General features: G+C 67.3%; 22 protein-coding genes and 2 tRNA genes. 11 read left to right on the top strand and 13 right to left on the bottom strand.

Translation table 11 applies throughout. The annotated features are described in order from the left end of the window. Window positions 1-90: 90 nt before the first annotated feature. Window positions 91-378, bottom strand: a complete 288-nt coding sequence (locus ACIOU8_RS07975; protein WP_042539747.1) for a hypothetical protein — start codon at window positions 376-378, stop codon at window positions 91-93. Between the two features lie 72 nt (window positions 379-450). Here ACIOU8_RS07975 and ACIOU8_RS07970 point away from each other — a divergent pair, with 72 nt between their 5' ends. From ACIOU8_RS07970 to pstB, 7 genes are all read left to right on the top strand, one after another. After that, window positions 451-1,134: a response regulator transcription factor gene (locus ACIOU8_RS07970; protein WP_042539745.1), complete on the top strand. Its 684-nt coding sequence runs from the start codon at window positions 451-453 to the stop codon at window positions 1,132-1,134. Between the two features lie 54 nt (window positions 1,135-1,188). Next, window positions 1,189-3,354, top strand: coding sequence for an RNA degradosome polyphosphate kinase (locus ACIOU8_RS07965; protein ID WP_400787877.1), 2,166 nt, complete (start codon window positions 1,189-1,191; stop codon window positions 3,352-3,354). Continuing rightward, a complete protein-coding gene (locus ACIOU8_RS07960) occupies window positions 3,351-4,328 on the top strand; it encodes an NUDIX domain-containing protein (RefSeq protein ID WP_400787875.1) in 978 nt (325 codons plus the stop codon). The genes ACIOU8_RS07965 and ACIOU8_RS07960 overlap by 4 nt, the downstream gene beginning before the upstream one ends. Window positions 4,329-4,510: 182 nt before the next feature. Further along, the gene (locus ACIOU8_RS07955; protein ID WP_400787873.1) at window positions 4,511-5,611 is read left to right on the top strand and encodes a phosphate ABC transporter substrate-binding protein PstS; all 1,101 of its coding nucleotides are present in this window, start codon (window positions 4,511-4,513) and stop codon (window positions 5,609-5,611) included. A 107-nt stretch (window positions 5,612-5,718) separates the two neighbouring features. Next, window positions 5,719-6,681 carry a phosphate ABC transporter permease subunit PstC gene (gene pstC / locus ACIOU8_RS07950; RefSeq protein WP_400787872.1) on the top strand — a complete coding sequence of 321 codons (963 nt, stop codon included), beginning with the start codon at window positions 5,719-5,721 and terminating at the stop codon, window positions 6,679-6,681. A gap of 1 nt (window position 6,682) precedes the next feature. After that, window positions 6,683-7,774, top strand: coding sequence for a phosphate ABC transporter permease PstA (gene pstA / locus ACIOU8_RS07945; protein WP_400787870.1), 1,092 nt, complete (start codon window positions 6,683-6,685; stop codon window positions 7,772-7,774). A 31-nt stretch (window positions 7,775-7,805) separates the two neighbouring features. Then, entirely contained in the window at window positions 7,806-8,585 is a 780-nt protein-coding gene (pstB, locus tag ACIOU8_RS07940; RefSeq protein ID WP_400787868.1) for a phosphate ABC transporter ATP-binding protein PstB, read from the top strand. A gap of 116 nt (window positions 8,586-8,701) precedes the next feature. Here the strand turns inward: pstB and ACIOU8_RS07935 are convergent, their stop codons facing one another. From ACIOU8_RS07935 to sigK, 4 genes are all read right to left on the bottom strand, one after another. After that, window positions 8,702-9,586: an aminotransferase class IV gene (locus tag ACIOU8_RS07935; RefSeq protein ID WP_400787866.1), complete on the bottom strand. Its 885-nt coding sequence runs from the start codon at window positions 9,584-9,586 to the stop codon at window positions 8,702-8,704. Window positions 9,587-9,764: 178 nt separating this feature from the next. Then, the gene (locus tag ACIOU8_RS07930; RefSeq protein WP_400787864.1) at window positions 9,765-10,394 is read right to left on the bottom strand and encodes a DNA-directed RNA polymerase subunit beta; all 630 of its coding nucleotides are present in this window, start codon (window positions 10,392-10,394) and stop codon (window positions 9,765-9,767) included. A 28-nt stretch (window positions 10,395-10,422) separates the two neighbouring features. Further along, complete coding sequence (locus tag ACIOU8_RS07925) at window positions 10,423-11,232, bottom strand: anti-sigma factor domain-containing protein (protein WP_400787862.1); 810 nt, start codon at window positions 11,230-11,232, stop codon at window positions 10,423-10,425. Beyond that, window positions 11,229-11,828 carry an ECF RNA polymerase sigma factor SigK gene (sigK, locus tag ACIOU8_RS07920; RefSeq protein ID WP_400787860.1) on the bottom strand — a complete coding sequence of 200 codons (600 nt, stop codon included), beginning with the start codon at window positions 11,826-11,828 and terminating at the stop codon, window positions 11,229-11,231. The genes ACIOU8_RS07925 and sigK overlap by 4 nt, the downstream gene beginning before the upstream one ends. Window positions 11,829-12,052: 224 nt before the next feature. Between sigK and ACIOU8_RS07915 the strand changes: the two genes are divergently transcribed. From ACIOU8_RS07915 to ACIOU8_RS07905, 3 genes are all read left to right on the top strand, one after another. Further along, entirely contained in the window at window positions 12,053-12,718 is a 666-nt protein-coding gene (locus ACIOU8_RS07915; protein ID WP_400787966.1) for a fasciclin domain-containing protein, read from the top strand. A 130-nt stretch (window positions 12,719-12,848) separates the two neighbouring features. Next, window positions 12,849-12,921 (top strand) — tRNA-Lys (locus tag ACIOU8_RS07910). Between the two features lie 109 nt (window positions 12,922-13,030). After that, window positions 13,031-13,579, top strand: a complete 549-nt coding sequence (locus ACIOU8_RS07905) for a type 1 glutamine amidotransferase domain-containing protein (protein WP_400787858.1) — start codon at window positions 13,031-13,033, stop codon at window positions 13,577-13,579. Window positions 13,580-13,602: 23 nt separating this feature from the next. Here the strand turns inward: ACIOU8_RS07905 and ACIOU8_RS07900 are convergent, their stop codons facing one another. Then, window positions 13,603-14,124 carry a CGNR zinc finger domain-containing protein gene (locus ACIOU8_RS07900; RefSeq protein WP_400787856.1) on the bottom strand — a complete coding sequence of 174 codons (522 nt, stop codon included), beginning with the start codon at window positions 14,122-14,124 and terminating at the stop codon, window positions 13,603-13,605. 25 nt (window positions 14,125-14,149) lie between these two features. Between ACIOU8_RS07900 and ACIOU8_RS07895 the strand changes: the two genes are divergently transcribed. After that, window positions 14,150-14,350 carry a hypothetical protein gene (locus tag ACIOU8_RS07895; RefSeq protein ID WP_400787854.1) on the top strand — a complete coding sequence of 67 codons (201 nt, stop codon included), beginning with the start codon at window positions 14,150-14,152 and terminating at the stop codon, window positions 14,348-14,350. A gap of 18 nt (window positions 14,351-14,368) precedes the next feature. On the opposite strand, the gene ACIOU8_RS07890 is transcribed toward ACIOU8_RS07895, so the two are convergent. The 7 genes from ACIOU8_RS07890 to topA form a co-directional block, all read right to left on the bottom strand. Then, complete coding sequence (locus tag ACIOU8_RS07890; RefSeq protein ID WP_400787852.1) at window positions 14,369-14,896, bottom strand: DUF1697 domain-containing protein; 528 nt, start codon at window positions 14,894-14,896, stop codon at window positions 14,369-14,371. Next, window positions 14,893-15,474: an isochorismatase family protein gene (locus ACIOU8_RS07885; protein WP_400787850.1), complete on the bottom strand. Its 582-nt coding sequence runs from the start codon at window positions 15,472-15,474 to the stop codon at window positions 14,893-14,895. Before ACIOU8_RS07885 ends, ACIOU8_RS07890 begins: the two co-directional genes overlap by 4 nt. 84 nt (window positions 15,475-15,558) lie before the next feature. After that, window positions 15,559-15,634: transfer RNA gene (locus ACIOU8_RS07880), tRNA-Thr, on the bottom strand. Window positions 15,635-15,685: 51 nt separating this feature from the next. Next, on the bottom strand, window positions 15,686-17,242 hold the full coding sequence (locus ACIOU8_RS07875; RefSeq protein ID WP_400787848.1) for an alpha/beta hydrolase: 1,557 nt from the start codon (window positions 17,240-17,242) through the stop codon (window positions 15,686-15,688). After that, on the bottom strand, window positions 17,239-18,396 hold the full coding sequence (locus ACIOU8_RS07870) for a DNA polymerase III subunit delta' (protein WP_400787846.1): 1,158 nt from the start codon (window positions 18,394-18,396) through the stop codon (window positions 17,239-17,241). The genes ACIOU8_RS07875 and ACIOU8_RS07870 overlap by 4 nt, the downstream gene beginning before the upstream one ends. Window positions 18,397-18,488: 92 nt before the next feature. Then, the gene (tmk, locus tag ACIOU8_RS07865) at window positions 18,489-19,118 is read right to left on the bottom strand and encodes a dTMP kinase (RefSeq protein ID WP_400787844.1); all 630 of its coding nucleotides are present in this window, start codon (window positions 19,116-19,118) and stop codon (window positions 18,489-18,491) included. After that, a complete protein-coding gene (topA, locus tag ACIOU8_RS07860) occupies window positions 19,115-21,991 on the bottom strand; it encodes a type I DNA topoisomerase (RefSeq protein ID WP_400787843.1) in 2,877 nt (958 codons plus the stop codon). Before topA ends, tmk begins: the two co-directional genes overlap by 4 nt. Between the last annotated feature and the right edge of the window lie 3 nt (window positions 21,992-21,994).

Raw genomic sequence — 21,994 nt, 5'->3', positions numbered from 1 at the left:
GCCCAGGAGTCCGATGAAGAAGAGTTCGAGCGCCACGAGGTCCATGGCCTCCACTTTACCCTCCAGCGCGTCGAGTGTCTCGTTCTCGACTCAAGTGACGAGAGCGGCGAGACCGAAGCCGACCGAGATCACGCCCATCAGCAGCAGCGCGCCGATCGTGCTGGCGCCGACTCGGAAGATGAAGCCCTGGGTGCGCCCGTACTGCAGCTGCACCGCGAAGGAGAGGAGCACGATCGCTCCGAAGACCACGAGCAGCCAAGGCACTCGCCACTCCTCGGCGACGAAGATGCCCACGCCGATGGAGGCGACGAACGCGACCGCCCAGACGATGAGCACGCCGACGAAAGCATTACGCGGTGCGAGCGCTGGATCCGTCATGACTCCATTGTGACCCATCAGCGCCCGGTATCATTGCGGCACGGCGTACCCCGCCGTCCGGAAGGAGTGCGTGTGGCCCAGGTCCTGGTGTTGACCAATGCTCCGGTCTCGGAGCAGGTCCTGCCCGCACTCGAGCTTCTCAGCCATCGAGTGCGCCAGATCCCGGCCGAGCCCGCCCAACTCGTGAGCGCCCCCGAATACGACATCGTGATCGTCGACGGGCGCCTCGATCTCGTCGGTGCGAAGTCTCTCTGCCGCCTGTTGCGCGCCACCGGCCAGGACGCGCCGCTGCTGCTCGTCGTCACCGAGGGCGGGATGAGCGCGCTGTCCGGAGACTGGGGCATCGACGACGTGCTTCTCGCCACCGCCGGCCCGGCCGAGACCGACGCCCGCGTGCGGCTCGCGCTCGCCCGCCGCGACGAGGTCGCAGAGCCGACCCGCGTGCAGGCGTCCGGCGTCACGATCGACGAGCAGTCCTACTCGGCGAAGCTCAGAGGGCGCCCGCTGGACCTCACGTACAAGGAGTTCCAACTGCTGCACTTCCTCGCCACACACCCATCGCGGGTCTTCACCCGCGAGCAGCTGCTCAGCGAGGTGTGGGGTTACGACTACTTCGGCGGCACCAGAACGGTCGACGTGCACGTGCGACGCCTGCGGGCGAAGCTGGGCGACCAGGAGCAGATCATCGGCACGGTCCGCAACGTCGGGTACCGATTCAACGTCTACGACGAGGAGACGGTAGCCGCATCGCGGTGACGCACACGACGTCAGTTCACGCGCGCGTCACCTCACGGTGCTTAGATGTACCCCATGATCGATCCCGCACTCGCCGACGCAGGTCTCGGTGACGCTGAAGATGACGACTTCGATGCCATCGAGTCCCACGACGCGCTCCTGCCCGACCACCGCTACCACGATCGCGAGCTGAGCTGGCTCGCGTTCAATCAGCGGGTGCTCGAACTCGCGGAGGATCCGTCGCTCCCCGAACTCGAGCGTGCGAACTTCCTCGCCATCTTCGCGAGCAACCTCGACGAGTTCTTCATGGTGCGCGTCGCCGGACTCAAGCGCCGCATCGTGACCGGCCTGGCGGTGCCCACCAACATCGGCCGCTCCCCCGCCGATGCGCTGGCCGACATCGCCCGCGAGGCGCACGCGCTGCAGCTGCGTCATGCCGACGCCTGGAAATCGCTCGTGCGTCCGGCGCTGGCCGAGTCCGGCATCGAGATCACCGAGTGGTCCGAACTCACCGACGAAGAGCGCTCCAAGCTCTCCGAGTACTTCGGGGCGCAGGTCTTCCCCGTGCTGATGCCGCTCGCCGTCGACCCCGCGCACCCTTTCCCCTACATCTCGGGACTGTCCCTCAACCTCGCGATCCGCATCCGCAACGCCCGCACGGGGCGTCAGGAGTTCGCGCGCCTCAAGGTGCCTCCCATGCTGCCCCGCTTCGTCGAGGTTCCTGGCACCGGCGAGATCAAGCGCTTCCTGACCCTCGAAGAGCTCATCGCGAACCACCTCGGCGACCTCTTCCCCGGCATGGAGGTCCTCGACCACCACGCCTTCCGCCTCACCCGCAACGAAGACGTCGAGATCGAGGAGGACGAGAGCGAGAACCTCATCCAGGCGCTCGAGGCCGAGCTGCTCCGTCGCCGTTTCGGTCCGCCGATCCGTCTCGAGATCACCGACGACATGGACGAGGTCACGATGGACCTCCTCGTGCGCGAGCTCGAGATCACCGACCAGGAGATCTACCGACTCCCCGGGCCGCTCGACCTGCGAGGTCTCTTCGATCTGTCGCGCATCGACCGTCCCGATCTGCGCTACCCGCCGCACCTTCCGACCACGGCGGTCGCGTTCCAGCCGACCGGGAGCAACACGCGAGCCGACATCTTCAAGGCGATCCGCAAGTCGGACGTGCTCGTGCACCACCCGTACGAGTCGTTCACCACCAGCGTCGTGTCTTTCCTCGAGCAGGCGGCGCGCGACCCGCACGTGCTCGCGATCAAGCAGACGCTCTACCGCACCTCGGGCGACAGCCCGATCGTCGAGGCGCTGATCAACGCCGCCGAGGCGGGCAAGCAGGTGCTGGCGCTGGTCGAGGTCAAGGCCCGCTTCGACGAGGCGAACAACATCGTCTGGGCGCGCAAGCTCGAGAAGGCCGGCGTCCACGTGGTCTACGGTCTCGTCGGGCTCAAGACCCATTGCAAGCTCGCGCTCGTCATCCGTGAGGAAGACGGGGTGCTGCGCCACTACTCGCACATCGGCACGGGCAACTACAACCCGAAGACCAGCCGCATCTACGAGGACTTCGGGCTGTTCACCACCGACGCCCAGGTCGGCAAGGACCTCACCCGTCTGTTCAACGAGCTCAGCGGCTATGCGATCGAGAAGAAGTTCAAGCGCCTTCTCGTAGCTCCGCTCCACCTGCGCAAGGGCCTCGTGCGCCAGATCGACCACGAACGCCGCAATGCCGAGAACGGCAAGCCGGCCGGCATCCGCATCAAGGTGAACTCGATGGTCGACGAAGAGGTCATCGACGCCCTGTACCGCGCCAGCGCAGCCGGTGTGAAGGTCGATGTCTGGGTACGCGGAATCTGCAGCCTGCGCACCGACCTCGAGGGCATCAGCGACAACATCACTGTTCGCAGCATCCTCGGCCGGTACCTCGAGCACTCGCGCATCTTCGCGTTCCACAACGACGGCGACGCCCAGGTGTACATCGGCAGCGCCGACATGATGCACCGCAACCTCGATCGTCGAGTCGAGGCGTTGGTGCGCGTCACCGACCCCGGCCACATGAAGGACCTGCTCGACTTCTTCGACCTCGCCATGGACCCCGGCACCACCTCGTGGCACCTCGGGACCGACGGAGTCTGGACGAGGCATGCGGAGAATGCCGAGGGCAAGCCCCTCGTGGACCTGCAGGACAAGACCATGGGGTTGATCCAACGACGTCGTCGCGCACGGGCGGTTCGATGAGCGACGGTGCGAGCACCAAGGCCACACGGTCGAAGTGGACGGACAAGGCCGTCTACGCGGCCGGAGCCGTCGTTTGGCGACTCATCGACGGCAAGCTGCGGATCCTTCTGATCCATCGCACCAAGTACCGCGACGTCACGCTTCCCAAAGGCAAGGTCGACCCGGGCGAGATGCTCGCCGAGACGGCAGTGCGGGAGGTGCACGAGGAGACCGGCATCCGCGTCTCCCTCGGAGTTCCCGTCGGTGTGAGCCGCTACCACCTGCCCTCCAGCAAGCAGAAGGTCGTGCACTACTGGGCGGCGGAGGCGACGCCCGACGCGATCCGCGCCTCGACGTTCGTGCCGAATCGCGAGATCGCCGCCCTCGAATGGGTCAGCCTCAAGAAGGCCCGCGCACGCCTGAGCTACCCGGTCGACATCGAGATCCTCGACTTCTTCGCTCAGCTCGTCGACGACGGCGTGCTGCGCACGTTCCCCATCATCGCGCTGCGCCACGCGAAGGCGCTCTCTCGCGGCGACTGGGACGGCCCGGATGCCGAACGACCTCTGACCGATCGCGGCCTGCGGCAGGCGAGGTCGATCGTCGGCCCGCTGCGCGCGTTCGGGGTGCGCAAGATCATCACGAGCGATGCCGTGCGCTGCATGCAGACCGTGGCACCGCTCGCGAAGGCCCTCGATCGCAAGACCGTCACCACACCGAAGATCAGCCAGGACGCCTGGGAGGACGGCGAAGACGATCTGCGCTCCGTCGTCGGTCGACGCGTGCGCTCGGGCAAGCCGGCCGTGCTGTGCAGCCACGGCCCTGTGCTCCCGGGAATCCTGACGGAGACCGCCCTGGCGACCGGAACGGTCCGCGGCTCGTATGTCAGCAGCGCGGCAGCCTTGGAACCGGCGGCCTTCTCCGTCGTGCACCTCTCGGCATCCAATCCGGGTTCGGGGATCATCGCGATCGAGACGCACATTCCCAAGGTCTAGCGCGCTGCGAGCGGCAGCACAGGCCGCGTCCGGCAACGGATGCGGCCTTTCGCATGCCCCAGAGAGACTCATGCCGTTCACCTCCCGTTCACCTGAGCGGGAGAGTCTCGTTAACCGCCGCACATAGCGTCACTGTGTGCCCTGCACCGGGCCCCACCACATCAAAGATCGAAGGATCCACAGTGAAGATCTCCCGAATCGCACGTATCGGCGCCATCGGCGCCGTGGCAGCACTCGCTCTCGCCGGCTGTGCCACGAACGAAGGCGGAGCCGGCGGCTCCAGCGAGCCGACCGAATCGAGCCTGTCCGGCACGATCGACGCCACCGGCGCGTCGTCGCAGGCAGCCGCCCAGGAGGCCTGGGTCGCCGAGTTCCAGACCGCCAACCCCGACGTCACCGTCAACTACGAGCCCACCGGATCCGGAACGGGCCGCGAGAACTTCCTCTCCGGCGGCAGCACGTTCATCGGCTCCGACCGCGCCTTCGATGACGAGGAGGTGGCGGCCGGCGGCTTCGGCGCCTGCGTGACCGACGACATCGTCGAGGTCCCCCTCTACATCTCCCCCGTCGCCGTGGCGTTCAACGTCGAGGGTGTCGAGACGCTCAACCTCGATGCGGCCACCATCGCCGGCATCTTCGCCGGCACGATCACGAACTGGAACGACGACGCGATCGCCTCCCAGAACGACGGTGTCGAGCTCCCCGACCTCGCGATCTCCCCCGTGCACCGTTCCGACGACTCGGGCACCACCGAGACCTTCGTCAACTACCTCGCGGCGACCGCGCCCGATGTCTGGACCTACGAGGTCTCCGGTGAGTGGCCGATCAGCAGCGGCGAGGCAGCACAGGGCACCTCCGGTGTCGTCCAGGCGCTGACCGCCGGCAGCGGCACCATCGGCTACGCCGACGCGTCGCAGATCGGCGACCTCGGTCAGGTTCACGTCGGCGTCGACGGCGAGTACATCGCGTACTCCGCCGAGGCCGCCTCGCTGCTCGTCGAGAACTCGCCGCTGGTCGAGGGCCGTGGCGCCGGCGACCTCGTGTTCGACGTCGACCCGGCTTCGGCCACGGGCGGCGCGTACCCGATCGCTCTCGTGAGCTACCTCATCGGCTGCGAGCAGTACGAGGACGAGAACTCGGCTGCGCTCGTCAAGGCCTACTTCGAGTACATGGCCAGCGCCGAGGGCCAGGACGCCGCGGCGGCCAACGCCGGCAGCGCCCCGATCTCGGATGGCCTGCGCGAGCAGGTCCTCACCGCGATCGACACCATCCAGGTCGGCTGAGACCACACCCATGGCTGAGGACTGACGTCGGTGCCCTCGCATCCGCAGGATGTCGAGGGCACCGACTCGGTTCGCGGCTTCACCCTTCCGCCCGAGACAGGGAGACCATGAGCACGACCGAGCAGGCGCCCACAGCGCCGCCCGCACCGATCAAAGCCAAGCAGCGCCTCGGCGACCGGGTTTTCTCCGGCACTGCGCTCGGCGCGGGGACCATCATCCTCGTCGTCCTCGCGGCGGTCGCCGCCTTCCTCATCATCCAGAGCATCCCCGCGCTCGAAGCGGACACCTCGGGCAATCACATCCTCCGCGGTGAGTCCTTCTGGACCTACGTCGGCCCGCTCGTCTTCGGCACGATCTGGGTCTCGTTCATCGCACTCATCGTCGCCGCGCCGATCGCGATCGGCATCGCGCTCTTCATCTCGCACTACGCCCCGCGCCGACTCGCCGCGCTCCTGGGGTACGTCATCGACCTGCTGGCCGCAGTCCCCTCGGTCGTCTTCGGCCTCTGGGGCGGGCTCGTCCTCGCACCTCTCCTCCAGCCGTTCTACGCCTGGCTCAACGCCAACGCGAGCTGGATCCCCTTCTTCGGCGGTCAGGTCTCTCCCACGGGCAAGACGATCCTCACGGCCGCTCTCGTGCTGGCGGTCATGATCATCCCGATCATGACCGCGATCTGCCGCGAGATCTTCCTGCAGACCCCGAAGCTGCACGAGGAGGCCGCGCTCGCGCTCGGCGCCACCCGCTGGGAGACGGTCCGCATGGCGGTCCTCCCCTTCGCCCGCGGCGGCATGGTCTCGGCTGCGATGCTGGCGCTCGGCCGAGCGCTCGGTGAGACGATGGCCGTCACCATGGTCCTCTCCCCTTCTGCCGTCGTCAGCTTCCTGGTGCTCACCTCGACCAACCCCACACCGATCCCCGCGAACATCGCGCTGGCCTTCCCGGAGGCGCACGACACCGGTGTGAACACGCTGATCGCGACGGGCCTGATCCTCTTCATCGTGACCTTCGCGGTCAACGCGCTGGCGCGCTGGATCGTCGCGCGCCGCGCCGAGTTCTCGGGAGCGAACTGACATGACCGTCCTCACCGCGATTCCCGCCACGTCGCACAGCGTCGCCCTCACCTCGGGCAAACTGCCCAAGTGGGCCCCCTGGGCGCTGCTCGGCGGCAGCTTCCTCATCTCGGCCATCGTCTTCGGCGTCGCCTCCGTCGGCGGCGACCTCGCCGACTTCAACATCGCCGGCACCGTGATCGTCGGGATCGTGCTCTACATGATCCTCATCACGGTGATCTCCTCGATCGCCGAGAGCCGACGCAACGCGATCGACCGCCTCATGACCGCCCTGGTCGCCACGGCGTTCCTGATCGCTCTCCTGCCACTCGTCTCCCTGCTCTGGACGGTCGTCGCGAACGGCCTCGAGCGGTTCGATGCCGAGTTCTTCAGCTCGTCGATGCGCAACGTCGTCGGCGAGGGCGGCGGCATCGTCCACGCGATCTGGGGAACGCTGCTCGTGACCCTCACGGCCGCGGTGATCTCCATCCCGGTCGGCCTCATGACCTCGATCTACCTGGTCGAGTACGGCCGGGGACGCATCGCGAAGGCCATCACGTTCCTCGTGGACGTCATGACCGGCATCCCCTCGATCGTCGCAGGTCTGTTCATCTACGCGATGTTCTCCCTGATCCTCGGCCCGGGCATCTCGATGGGCTTCATGGGAGCTCTGGCGCTCGCCGTGCTCATGACCCCGGTCGTCGTGCGAGGCAGCGAGGAGCTGCTGCGCATCGTGCCGAACGAGCTCCGCGAGGCCGCATACGCCCTCGGCGTGCCGAAGTGGCTCACGATCCTCAAGGTCGTGTTGCCGACCTCGATCGCGGGAATCACCACCTCGGTCATGCTCGCGATCGCCCGCGTGATCGGCGAGACCGCCCCGCTTCTGCTCACCGCCGGGTTCACCATGAGCATGAACACGAACATCTTCAGCGGTCAGATGATGACCCTCCCGGTGTTCTCCTACAACCAGTACATGAACCAGGGCACCGCCCCGGACGCCGCCCTGGATCGCGCCTGGGCATCCGCCCTCACCCTCATCCTCATCGTCATGGTGCTGAACCTCATCGCGCGAATCGTCGCGAAGGTGTTCGCCCCCAAGACTGCCGGCCGCTGAGCCGTCCGATCCCGATCCTGAAGGAACCGCAGTGTCCAAGAGCATCGAAGTCAATGACCTGAACGTCTACTACAGCGATTTCCTCGCAGTGGAAGGCGTCTCCCTGGAGATCCAGCCACGCAGCGTGACGGCGTTCATCGGCCCGTCCGGCTGCGGCAAGTCCACCTTCCTGCGCACCTTGAACCGCATGCACGAGGTCATCCCCGGCGCACGCGTGCAGGGCGAAGTCCTCCTCGACGGCAACGACCTCTACGGTCCCGGCGTCGACCCGGTGCTGGTGCGTCGTCAGGTCGGCATGGTGTTCCAGCGTCCGAACCCGTTCCCGACGATGTCCATCAAGGAGAACGTCCTCGCCGGCGTCAAGCTCAACAACTCCCGCATGTCGAAGTCCGACCAGGACGCGCTCGTGGAGAGCTCCCTGCGGGGCTCGAACCTCTGGAACGAGGTCAAGGATCGCCTCGACCGCCCGGGCTCCAGCCTCTCCGGCGGCCAGCAGCAGCGTCTGTGCATCGCACGCGCGATCGCCGTCGCCCCCGAGGTGCTGCTGATGGACGAGCCGTGTTCCGCGCTCGACCCGATCTCGACCTACGCGATCGAGGAGCTGATCGCCGAGCTGAAGAACGAGTACACGATCGTGATCGTGACGCACAACATGCAGCAGGCGAGCCGCGTGTCCGACAAGACCGCGTTCTTCAACATCGCCGGCACCGGCAAGCCCGGCAAGCTCATCGAGTACGACGAGACCACGGCGATCTTCACCACCCCATCGGTGCAGGCCACCGAGGACTACGTCTCGGGTCGCTTCGGATAAGCTTCCACCCCTCCTCCCCTCCAGTCCGTTCGAGCCTTCGCTCCTCTCGGGCACAGCTTCGGAACCGAGGGTTCGAAACGCCGTGAGACCGTCTGGTCACACGGCGTTTCGTCGTCTCAGTCGCGGGGTGAGAGGAGATACTCGTTGAGCGCGGCCGTGAGAGTGTGATCGACAGGCAGGTCCACGCCGTCGACGGCGGTGATCGGGACGGCGAGACGAACACTCGAGACGAGCCAGGCGGCATCAGCACGTGGCAGGTCGGATGCCGGCACCTGGGCGTATTCGGCGAGGAACCCCCGTGCGGTGAGGTGTTCGTAGACGCTGAGCTGGGTCGTGCCATGCAGGATGCCGCCGTTGGGTGCCGGTGTCACGAACCGGTCGCCGAGGCGCAGGATCAGTGACGCGGTCGGCGCCTCGAGCACGAAGCCGTCGCGCGACAGGAAGATCGCGTCGTCGGCTCCGCGTCGGTGCGCCTCGCGAAGCGACGCCATGTTGACGGCATACGAGAGGGTCTTCGCCCCGAGCAGCAGCCACGGCGCCTTCTCGGCGACGTCGAGGTCGTACCCGCGGTCGAGGGTGACGACGCGGACTCCCCGCACGCGCACAGCAGAGAAGTCGGATGCCGGAGCAGCCGTGACCCAGGCCGTCGGCGTGGGCCCGTGTTCGACCCCTCGGCTGAGGATGAGCTTGATGACGTACTCGCCCTGCTCGCAGTGGGCGGCGGCACGCTCGATGGCCTGATGCCACTGCGCCTGGTTGGGTAGCGGCAGGTCGCACAGCTGCGCCGAGTGGGCGAGCCTCTCGAGGTGCGGCACGACCTCCTGTGCATGGCCGTCGATCACACCGATCGATTCGAACACTCCGTCGCCGCGCTGCGTGCTCAGCTCCCCCACGCTCAGTGCCGGGGCGGCGGCATCGACGAGGGTGAACGTGTCTGCGAAGTCGGAGCGGTCGGCGTCAGCCGCCGCAGGATCGATCATCAGAGCGAAGCGCCGTGTCATGATCCGAGCCTAGAGGCCGGGAATAGCTTCAGCGCGATCTTGTTACACTGGAGTGGCCGGGCCGCATAACCCCGGGCTCCAATTTTTGCCGCTGCGAGCGGCCTTCCGCCGAGAGGCGTTCTTGCGGCCCGGTCTTTTCATACCCGGTCATGGACCAGGGCACGAAAGCCGGGCCGAATCAGACCAGTGCTCCGGTGCGCCAGAGCGCTGCTGAGGCCGACAGGTCCTGCGCGTAGCTGCTCAGTCGAAGCGCCCGCGTCGTGAGCTCGCTCGCGCGCGACGGCTCGGTCGGCTCGTAGTCGTCGGCGGTGTGCGTCGCACCGGATGCCTGCACCCGGCAGAACGCCGCCGCCCTGTCGAGGGCGACCGCGAAGTCGCCACGGAACGCGCCACGGAGGATCGTGTCGATGAGGGTGACGAGCTCGTCGGGGTTCGCCGGCACCGGCGCTCCCGCGACCACCGGATCGACGGACGTCAGCTCGACCCGGCCACGCTCGTACAGCAGGGCCGCCGTGTGCGGATCGCCGTGTATCGCGAGCTGCAACAGGTACAGGCGCCACAGCGCGCCCGGCAACGTTCGCGCCGGGGCCTTGGACCACAGCTCTGCGATCTCGTCGATACCGTGCTCGGCGGTGAAGGCCACGAGTCGGTCCGCGCTCACCCCGCTGTCGTCCGCGCGCACACGGGTGAGCAGGGCGGATGCGGTCGCATGCGCGACCCGCGTCTCCTCTGCGGGGTCGTGGGTGCTGACGATGTTGTCGAAAGCACTGGTGGGGCGGCGCACAGGACGCGAGAACTGCTCGGGCATCAGTCCAGGGTACGCGTGATCGACACGGTCAGGCGGTGGGAATGACAACCACGGGGTCTGTCGTCGGCAGGCCGGACGGCGAGCCTCCGGCCTGCTCCACCGTGACGGCGATCACGTCGCCGGCGTGCATCTCGCCATCGAGCACTGCAGTCGCCGATCCGTCGTCGACCGCGAACACTCCGGCAGGGATCGGGGTCTCACCCCGCACGTACCAGAGCTCATACGTCTCCCCCTCGGACAGCGCGGGGACGCCGTCGGTCACGAGCACGGAGGTGCCGAGCGACGCCGACCAGTGCGCGGTCGCGGTGCCACCGCTCTCGAGCGACACGCTGGCCTGCTGGGCGTCATCGGCCGCCTGGATGTCCTCGAGCGCGACGACACTCGCCGGTCGGTTGATGTAGGTGTTGATAGCGACCGCTCCCGCTCCCACGCCCACGAGCAGCGCGAGGCATGCGGCGAGCGCGAAGAGGAAGCGAAGCCGGTGCGCCGGAGCCTTCGGGGCGTCCTCTCCACCGAGCGCGGCGAACGCTGAGTCGGTCACCGGTGCGGCATCCGTCGTCTCGTCAGGTGTGGCGTCGGTCATCGAGTCCGCGAGGACGACGTCGCCGTCCTGCGGGGTGACGGCGATGCGTGCGAGCAGGGCGGCGCGGATGTCAGGCGAGGGGGCGGCTTGCGTCGCGCCGTCGGCCAGGAAGCCTGCGCTGTCGGCGTCGGCATCCACGATGGGCTGCCATTCCGGGTGTGCTGCGAGCGCGGCGTGATACGGCTGCTGATCAGCGGGCGACAGCGCGTCGAGCGCTGCTCCTGCTGCGAGTTCTGCGAATTCCTGCTCGTTCATGCCGTCACCCCCATAGCTGTCCTCAGTCGCGAGAGCCCGTCTCGCATCCGTGTCTTGATCGTCCCCAGCGGTGCTCCCACGAGCACCGCCACTTCGTTCTGACTGTAACCGCCGTAGTAGGCCAGAACGAGAGCTTCGCGCTGCGCCTCAGGAAGACCCGAGAGCGCGTGAACGACCTTCTCGCCCTCGATGCCCAGTTCCACCGTCTCCGCGACACTGTCGTGCGCGACTCCGATATCTCTGAACCCGGCTCGTACGTCTCGGTCCGCGCTGGACTGGGACGCCCGAACCCGGTCGACCGCACGACGGTGCGCGATCGTCATCACCCAGGTTCTTCCCTGCCCCTTGTTCGGAGCGAACTTCGAAGCGGATTGCCAGATCTCCAAGAAGACCTCCTGCAGGACCTCTTCGCTCTGCGAGCGGTTCACGAGGACCCTGAGGATGAGGCCGAAGACGCGGGAGGACAGAGTGTCGTAGAGCTCCGCGAATGCGCGCTGATCACCGTCGCCGATGCGAACGAGCAGGTCAGCGACAGCATCCCGAGCCGTACCGTCTTCGGGTACGTCCATTCCGTCGATGACCATCTCTAACAGCATGCCGCATTCACCCCGCTTTCCCGTGCAGCCACCGCCCGAAAGTGACGGAAACGAGTCCTCTTAAGTGTTCTTCGTCGAAACCTGTTCGCCGCGGACCCCCGAAACGGATTGGATTCGGCGGCGAGAAAAAATCTTTGCGATTTCTCCCATCCGATCCCGGAGGGGCTCCGAACGACTGTCAACGCCACGGAGAGGCCGTGGCTGAGATTCTCAAGGAGCTCGAGATGTTCAGCACCAAGAAGAAGGTCACCGCAGCCATCACCCTCGGTCTTGCGAGCGCATTCGTGCTCGCCGGATGTTCCATGGGCGGCACCACCACCGACGAGCCGTCGGAGTCGACGGCCCCCGAGTCGTCCGAGACGATGGCTCCTGAGACCGAGACGATGGACCCGGCCGCGAACCTGGTCGGCCCCGGTTGCGCCGCCTACGCAGAGGCTGTTCCGGACGGCGCAGGATCCGTCGAGGGCATGGCTCTCGACCCGGTCGCCACCGCAGCGTCGAACAACCCGCTGCTCACCACGCTGGTTGCCGCAGTGAGCGGACAGCTGAACCCGGATGTCGACCTCGTCGACACCCTGAACGGCGACGAGTTCACCGTCTTCGCTCCGGTCGACGACGCCTTCGCGAAGATCGACCCGGCCACCATCGAGGCCCTCAAGACCGACAGCGCCACGCTGAGCTCGATCCTGACGTACCACGTGGTTCCCGGCCAGATCGCTCCTGACGAGATCGCCGGCATGCACGCCACGGTCCAGGGTGCCGAGCTCGAGGTCACCGGCAGCGGCGACGACCTGATGGTCAACGACGCCACCGTCATCTGCGGTGGAGTTCAGACCGCCAACGCGACCGTGTACCTTGTCGACACGGTCCTGATGCCCCCGGCCGAGTAAGGCCAGGGAACACCGAGGCTTGACACTCGGTAAGCCGTCTCACCTCTCGGGGGAGGTCGGTGGGATGGAGAAGGAGCCGCTGGCGACACGTCGTCAGCGGCTCCTTCTTTGCGCCCTAGACTGGAGGGGCGGGCCTCTAGCTCAGTTGGCAGAGCATCGGACTTTTAATCCGCGGGTCGTGGGTTCGAGCCCCACGGGGCCCACCGTTTATCACCGTCGGCCGGATCCGGCCACCCCCTTCAGTACATCAGCACCCTGCGAGAGAGTCGTGGCGTCCCCATCCGGGACACTCACCCCACGAAAGGACGCATCATGGCGACTCTCACCGACAGCCGAGTGGCATTCCTCGCGACAGACGGATTCGAGGACAGCGAGCTGACCAGCCCGTGGGACGCGGTGCAGAGCGAGGGCGCGAGCGCCACGCTCATCGCACCGGACGGACAGCAGATCACCGGAAAGAACGGTCACGTGCAGCACGTCGACCTCACCTCCGAGACGGCGAAGGCCGACGAGTTCGACGCTCTCGTGCTTCCGGGCGGCGTCGTGAACGCCGATCACCTGCGGCTCGACAAGGCATCGATCGATCTCGCCCGCTCGTTCTTCGAGCAGCACAAGCCGGTCGCCGTCATCTGCCACGGCGCGTGGATCCTGATCGAGGCCGGCGTGGTCGACGGACGCACGCTCACCAGTTACCCGAGCCTCGCGACCGACCTCCGCAACGCCGGAGCCACTTGGGTCGACGAAGAAGTGGTGGTCGACGAGGGTCTCGTATCCAGTCGCACGCCCGACGATCTCCCCGCTTTCAACGCGAAGCTGATCGAAGAGGTCGCCGAGGGGCGACACGCAGAGCAGACCGCGTGATCTGAACACCCGGCGGTCCGGTGTCAGGCGCCAGTGCGCGCCCTGTGACGCCGGACCGCCGCTCTGTTCGCACAGCGCACCGAACAGAACCGCTGCCGCCCGTTGCGGGTCACGTCGACGACCACGTTCGTGCAGGGTGGGGCCGCGCAGCGGCCCAGTCGATCCATGCCACGCGTGACGAGGTGCAACGACGTGCCGACCGCGAAGACCGCCCGCAGCACATACGGCAGAGATCTCACGTCGTCGCGGTAGTGCAGGTGCCAGCCTTCGCCGTCGTGATTCGTCAGGCGAGGGTATGCCGCAGCGCGGACCATCTGCGCGTTGAGGATCTCCGCACGAGCATCCGGAGCCGCGGCGTCGACGACCCGCAGCCAGTCGTCGACGACCTCGCGGACCCGTTCGTGATCGTCTGGGGCGGGCGGGAACGTCATCGTCATGCCCATCTCGAGGGTGCGCTCCTCGATGCCCGCACGATCGACGGGGAAGTCATCGGCGAGGGAGGCGGCCAGGAGAACCGCATACTCGCCGTAAGGGTTGAGATGCATAAGGCCATTACATCACGCTGGATGTATGACCACGTTGCACACCCTGCCGATCCCCCACCAGATCACCACCGCGCACGAGCACGCCTGGGTCGCGGACTCACGGCATCCGACCAGCGAGGGCGTCATCGTGTACGTCCGGTGCGCCGGCTGCGGCACGCATCGCGTCGACCTGCAGGCACACCCATTGACGCCTCCCGCCGCTCTCAGCCGCGAGACCTCGGGCTGATTCCGAGCCTGGAGGGGTTCACACGGTCAGCTCGACGAGCTTTCGGACCGTGCGGAGGTTGCGCGCCGTGCCGGCGACACCGAGCGCTCGATCGAGGACGGCCTTGGTGAGGCGCGTGCTGTGCACACCGCCCTCTGCGTAGTCGATCCACAGATCATCGCCGATCAGCGCGATCCGCTCCCCTGGCACGAGCCGCTGCTGCAGCGCCTCGACGGCCCCGGGCGCGGCCGGTGCCTCGAGGAACATCGCGTGCAGCAGCTTCTCCGACGCGTCGCTGAACGGATGGGTGTCGAGAGCGTGGACGAGAGCGTCATGCGTCCGCAGGATCACCGGGGTGTCGACATCGAATTCGCCCGCGATCAGCGCTCGGACCCGAGCACACGCCGAGGTCGGATCATCCGGATGCTCGCACACGATGTTCCCGCTCGCGATGTAGGTCGAGACCTCACCCAGCACCGGAGCGAGCACCTGGCGCAGCTGAGCCATCGGCACTCGATTGCGACCCGAGACGTTGACCGCTCGCAGCAGCAGGACGCTGCGCGTCACGCAGCGTCGCTCTCGATGAGCTCGGCACCCGCGTGAGCCAGCTCTGCGAGAGCCGCCGAACTCGGCTCAGGCGCCACACCCGCGATCAGATCGGTGAAGATCCGCACTCGCACCCCGTGCGCCACCGCGTCGAGCGCAGAGGCCCGCACGCAGTGGTCTGTGGCTATGCCGACGACATCGGCCGTCAGAACACCCGCGGCCGTGAGGATCGCGCCGACGGTCTCGCCCGATTCGGTCGCGCCCTCGAACATCGAGTATGCGGGGCGTCCCTGCCCCTTGTGCACATGATGCGTGACGGCATCGGTCACCAGCAGCGGATCGTAGTCGGCGCCGGGCGTGCCTGCGACGCAGTGCACGGGCCAGGAGTCGACGAAGTCTGGTGTCTCGTCGAAGTGGCCGCCGTTGTCGCCCTCGGCGTCGTGCCAGTCACGCGACGCGACGATGACGTCGTACTCCGCCGCGTGCTCGACGAGGAAAGCGGACACAGCGGATGCCACGGCGTCCCCGCCGGCGACGGGCAACGCACCACCCTCGGTGAAGTCGTTCTGCACGTCGACGATCAGAAGTGCTGTGCTCATGATCCGAGAGTACGCCGCCTCGCCGGTCACCCCAAGGCAGGAAACCAAAAGGCCCCGAGATGTTGTTCACATCACGGGGCCTGCTGGAGCCGCTTGTCAGAATCGAACTGACGACCTTTTCATTACGAGTGAAATGCTCTGCCGACTGAGCTAAAGCGGCGCGATCATCGATATTACCCGTTCCGGAGCCGCACCGCGAATCGAGCCAGGATCACTCGCAGCGGACGTCACTCTCGGGCACGACATCGTCGAGAAGGAACGCCTCGACAGCGCCGTCGACGCACGCGTTGCCCTTGTTGTATCCGGTGTGACCTTCGCCCACCCGGGTGATCAGCACGCCCTCTTCCAGCTGCCCGGCGAGCGACTCCGACCACTCGTACGGAGTCGCCGGGTCGTTGGTCGTGCCGACCACGAGGATCGGCCCTGCACCCTCGGCGTTGATCTCGCCACGCGTGCCGGTCGGCGGGTACGGCCACACCGAGCAGGAGTCCGGACCGCTCCAGTACGGAGCGATGGTCGGTGCGCCGTCGGCGATCTTCTGCTCGGTCGCAGCCTCGGCCGCCGGGTCGTCCTCGACCGGATAGTCCATGCAGTTGTAGGCGCGGAACGCTTCGCTCGAGTTGTCGAGGTAGGTGCCGTTCTCACGCCCGTTGTAGAAGTCGGCGAGGAAGAATGCCGTCGTCGGGTCACCCTGCAGCGCCTCGTCGAGCGCCTGCGTGAGGTACGGCCAGCTGTCTGCCGAATACAGTGCCGCGATGATGCCGGTCATCAGCGCGTCCGCGCCGAGCATGCGTCCGTCGCCGTTCTCGAGCGGAGCCGCGTCGACGCTCGCGAGCAGCGCCCCGAGGTCGGCCATGGCCTCGTCGACCGTGCCGTTGAAGGGGCACTCGCCCGAGTCGAGGCAGTTCTGCATGTACGCACGGAGGGCCGACTCGAATCCGAGCGCCTGGGTCGCGCCGACGTCGAGACCCGAGACGGCCGGGTCGATCGCACCGTCGAGCACGAGCCGCCCGGCCTTGTCGGGGTACAGGTCGGCGTACGTCGCGCCGAGGAACGTGCCATACGAGTAGCCGATGTAGTTCAGCTGCTTGTCGCCGAGCACGGCGCGGATCAGATCCATGTCACGCGCGGCGTTGATCGTGGTGACGTAGGGCAGGATGCCGCCGCTGTTCGCCTCGCACGCATCGGCGAACTCCCTGTGCGACTCGAGCAGCTCGGCCTCCCATTCCGCACTCCCCCGCTTGCCCTCGGGGATCGAGTAGAGGTAGTCGTCCATGCCCGCAGCATCGAAGCAGGTCACCGCGGTCGACCCTCCGACGCCACGGGGGTCGAATCCGATCACGTCGTAGTTCTCGATGAGATCGGCGCCGACGGCGAAGTCGAGGCTGTCGCGGATGAGTTCGACACCGCTGGCGCCGGGGCCACCGGGGTTCGTCAGCAGGGAGCCCTGAGATGTTCCCGTCGCCTGGTGACGCACGACCGAGAGGGTGATCTCGCCCTCTCCCGGGTTCTCCCAGTCGAGCGGCGCGGTCACGTCGGTGCAGTCGAACCCCGTGCCGCACTCGCTCCAGGTGAGCGTCTGCCCGTAGAACGGCAGCAGGTCTTCGGCCACGCCGTCGGTGTCCGGCGCGTTCGTGGTCGACGGCTTCGGCTCGGCCTGCTCGGGGATCATCGAGTACAGGCACCCGGAGAGGGCGACCGAGGCCGCGGCGAGGCCGGCGATCACGGCGACGGCACGCCGGATGCGGGAAGTCGGTCGATTGTTCACGGTGTCCTCCCGCTCGTGACAGTCACGAGCAAGCTCTCGAGGGCGAGCAGCGGTGCGACGTTGCGCTCCAGCGACTGGCGGGTGTCGGCAAGGTGGTCGAGTACGACAAGGGTACGGGTCTCTGGCCAGGCCGCTGCCAGCGCGGCCAGATCTTCGCGAAGCTCTCGATTGATCAGTTCGTCGTCTCTGCCGAACTGCAGCATGACGACGTCGCGGAAGAGCGACTGCAGATCGGTGAGCACTCTGTCGATGCCGTCACGCAGGCTTCGGGTCGCACGCTTCTTCTGGTCGTCCTCCAGCGCGGAGATCTGCGAGCGCAGGGCCGGCGGAACCGCCTGCCCCTCGGCGATGCCGACCGTGCGGAGCAGAGACGCGCGCTCAGCCGCGTCGCGTTCGGCGGTCAGCGCCTTGGCGTCGTCCGTGGCTGCCTGGATGATGCGCCCGGCGACCTCGACGGCGTCGCTGACACCGCGAACCCCCAGCACCGACCGCAGGGTCTCGTCGCGGCGACGACGGGCAGCCTCATCGGTGGCGAGGCGCTGGGCCATGCCGATGTGCCGTTGCGCATGACGGGCGGCCTGCTCGGCGATGCCCTCGTCGACACCGGTGCGGAGCGTGATCAGACGCGCGACGTCTGCGACGTCGGGCTCGCGCAGTCTCAGCGAACGCACACGGGAACGGATCGTCGGGAGCAGGTCGGCTTCGCTCGGGGCGCAGAGGATCCAGACCGTCTGCTCGGGCGGCTCTTCGAGGGCTTTCAGCAGCACGTTGGAGGTGCGCTCGACCATGCGGTCGGCGTCTTCGACCACGATCACGCGATAGCGGCCGGCCGACGGCGCGAAGTACGAGCGCTCGACGAGCGCACGAGCCTCCGCGATCGTGATGATGACCTTGTCGGTGCGCAGTGCCGTCACATCGGGATGCGTTCCCGCGAGGACCTGACGCATCGCCGCCTCGTCATCGGGGTGATCCGCTACGAGCGCGGCGGCGAAGGCGTGCGCGAGCGTGGAGCGCCCCGACCCGGGAGGGCCGGTGATCAGCCAGGCGTGCGAGAGCGCGGAAGGATCGGATGCGGCGTTGCGCAGAGTGTCGACCGCCGCATCCTGCCCCCACACATCGGCCCACGGGAAAGGGGCGGCGACAGTCTGGGGCATGCCCTCAGCCTAATCGGGAGCACCGACGTGCGCGGCAACGGCCCCCGGAGGCGCCGGGTCGTCGGCGGAAGGTGGCATACCGAGCGGGCAGTTCAGCCGATCAGCGTGGCGACCCGCTCGCGGATCTGCGCGGCGATGACCTCGGGCGCCGCCGCGGCGTCGAGAACCAGGAACCGCTCCGGTTCGGCTTGCGCCAGGGCGAGGTATGCGTCGCGGACCCGCGCGTGGAACTCGGTCTTCTCGGCCTCGAGCCTGTCGAAGGGCTTGTCAGCCGAGTCGAGTCGAACGCGCGCCGACTCGGGGTCGAGGTCGAGCAGCACGGTGAGGTCGGGAAGCGCGCCCTCGGCGGCCCACAGCGACAGATTGCGGATCTGTTCACCGTCGAGCACACGCCCTGCACCCTGGTACGCGACGGATGAGTCGAGATAGCGATCCTGCAGCACCACCTCGCCACGGGTGAGAGCCGGCCGGACGACCGTCGCGACGTGGTGTGCGCGGTCGGCGGCGTAGAGAAGGGCCTCGGCGCGCGGCGCGATGTCGCCTCGGTGATGCAGCACGATGTCGCGGATCAGCTGGCCGACCTCCGACCCACCCGGTTCGCGGGTGCGCACCACGGTGCGTCCCGCATCCGTAAGAAAATCCGCGAGGAGGTTCGCCTGGGTCGTCTTGCCCGACCCGTCGCCGCCTTCGAGAGTGATCCAGACACCGGACTCCGCCGTCACGAACCGGCCTTCTTCGCCGCATTCGCGGCACGTGTCGCCGCTGCCTTCTTCGCTGCTGCGGACCGTGCGGCGGCCTTCTCGGCATCCGTCGCCGTCGTCTTGGCTGCGGGCTTCTTCGCGGGTGCCTTCTTGGCCGGCGCCTTCTTCGCGGCGGGCTTCTTGGCGGCGGGCTTCTTGGCCGGTGCCTTCTTCGCGGCTGCACCGCGCTTGGGGGCGGGACCCTTCGCACGCTTGTCGGCGAGCATCTGCACCGCGACCTCGAAGGTGATGTCCTCGACCTTCTGCCCGCGGGGGATCGTCACATTCGTCTCGCCGTCCGTGACATAGGCACCGAAGCGCCCGTCGCGGATGCGGATCGGCTTGTTGCTGACCGGGTCGGCCTCGAACTCGGCGAGCGCACTCGACGCACGGCGCGAACCGGCACCGTACTTCGGCTGCGCGTAGATCTCGAGCGCCTTCTCGAGCGTCACATCGAAGATCTCCGACTCGCTCTCGAGCGACCGGGAGTCCGTGCCCTTCTTGAGGTACGGACCGAATCGGCCGTTCTGCGCGGTGATCTCCTCGCCGCTCTCGGGGTCGGCTCCGACGACGCGCGGCAGGCTCAACAGCCGCAGGGCGGTGTCGAGGTCGATCGTGTCGACCGACATCGAGCGGAACAGCGAGGCGGTGCGCTGCTTGGGTGCCGCGGCCTTCTTCGCTCCCCGCTTGGGCTTGGGAGCGTCGACGACCTCGCCGGTCGCCTCGTCGACGGCGGCATCCTCGGACACCGGGTCGTTCTCCTGCACGTAGGGTCCGAAGCGTCCGTCCTTGACGACGACGATCTTGCCGTTGTCCGGGTTGGTGCCCAGCACTCGGTCGCCGGCGACCGGCGCGTCAATGAGCTCCTGCGCCTTGGCAGCGGTCAGCTCGTCTGGCGCCAGGTCTTCGGGCACGTTGACGATGCGCGGCTTCTCGTCGGGCGCCTCCGGATTCGCGACCTCGAGGTAGGGACCGTACTTGCCGAAACGCAGCGTGGCGGTATCGGTGATGGGTGTGGAGTTGAGCGCCCGCGCATCGATCTCGCCGAGATTGTCGACGGTCTGGCGGAGGCCGACGTGCGAATCAGATCCGTAATAGAAGGAACGCAGCCACTCGACGCGCTTCTGCTCGCCTCGGGCGATCGCGTCGAGGTCGTCTTCGAGTGCGGCCGTGAAGTCGTAGTCGATCAGGTCGGCGAAATGCTCTTCGAGCAGTCTGACCACGCTGAAGGCGAGCCAGGTCGGCACCAGCGCCTGGCCGCGCTTGGTCGCGTAGCCTCGATCGATCACTGTGCCGATGATGCTCGCGAACGTCGAGGGGCGGCCGATGCCGTGCTCCTCGAGCGCCTTGACCAGCGATGCTTCGGTGAAGCGCGGCTTGGGGGTCGTACGGTGACCCTTGGCCTCGGCATCCGACATGCGAAGCTCGTCGCCTACAGCCACGACGGGGAGCGACTGGTTCTCGTCGGCATCCTTGTCGTTGCGCTTCTCATCGCGTCCTTCTTCATAGGCCTCGAGGAAGCCCTTGAAGGTGTACACGGTGCCGGACGCGGTGAACTCGGCGTTCTGCGCGCCCGCACTGGGCTCCGCCGAAATGTCGACCGCGATCGTGACGGTCGTGGTCTCGTACTTCGCGTCGGCCATCTGGCTGGCGACGGTGCGCTTCCAGATCAGGTCGTAGAGGCGGTGTTCTTCGCGATCGAGCTCCGAGGCGACGGACTTCGGGGTGCGGAAGTTCTCACCCGAGGGGCGGATCGCCTCGTGCGCCTCCTGCGCGTTCTTGCTCTTCGACTTGTAGGCGCGAGGCTTGAGGGGAACCGCAGTGTCGCCGTAGAGCGCGACGGCCTGACTGCGAGCTGCCTGCACCGCCTGGGTGCTCAGCGCCACGGAGTCGGTACGCATATAGGTGATGTAGCCCTTTTCGTAGAGCCGCTGGGCGACGCTCATCGCCTGCTTCGCGCTCATCGAGAGCTTGCGACCGGCCTCCTGCTGCATGGTGGAGGTCGTGAACGGCGCGTACGGGCTGCGGGTTCCGGGCTTGGCCTCGACCTTGGTCACCGCACCGGTGCCCGCGGCGTCGACAGCATGCGCCAGCGCCGCAGCCTTCTTCTCGTCGAGGATGACGACGGCCTTCTTGAGCTTTCCCTCGTCGTCGAAGTCGGTGCCTCGGGCGAGCTGGCCGCCGTCGACGCGGACCAGCCGGACCTTGAAGCCCGAGGAGGACGAGGCGAGAGCTTCGACATCCCAGTACTCGGCCGACACGAACGCCATGCGCTCGCGCTCGCGCTCGACGATCATTCGGGTGGCGGCGGACTGCACACGTCCGGCCGACAGGCCCGTCTTGACCTTGTACCAGAGCACGGGCGAGACGTCCCAGCCATACAGCCGGTCGAGGATGCGACGGGTCTCCTGCGCGTCGACGAGGTCGGTGTCGAGTTCACGGGTGTTGCCGATGGCCGCCTGGATCGCGTCCTTCGTGATCTCGTGGAAGACCATGCGCTTGACGGGGACCTTCGGCTTCAGAGTCTCGAGCAGATGCCAGGCGATCGCCTCGCCTTCGCGGTCCTCATCAGTGGCGAGCAGGAGCTCGTCGGCGGTCTTGAGCGCACGCTTGAGCTCGGCGACGGTCTTCGTCTTGCGATCGGACACGACGTAGTAGGGGTCGAAGTCGTTGTCGACGTCGATCGAGTACTTCCCGTACGCCTGCTTGTCGGCGGCGGGGATGTCCTTCTTGTCCGCGAGGTCGCGGATGTGGCCGACGGAGCTGAGCACCTCATAGCCATCGCCGAGGTATCCCTGAATCGACCGCATCTTCGTCGGGGACTCGACGATGACGAGCTTCTTGCCTTCAGCCAAGGG

Source organism: Microbacterium sp. NPDC087589 (genome assembly GCF_044743635.1).
In the GTDB taxonomy this organism is placed as follows: domain Bacteria; phylum Actinomycetota; class Actinomycetes; order Actinomycetales; family Microbacteriaceae; genus Microbacterium.
The sequence above is the reverse complement of the archived record's forward strand: the minus strand, read 5'-3'. Positions and strand labels throughout refer to the sequence as shown.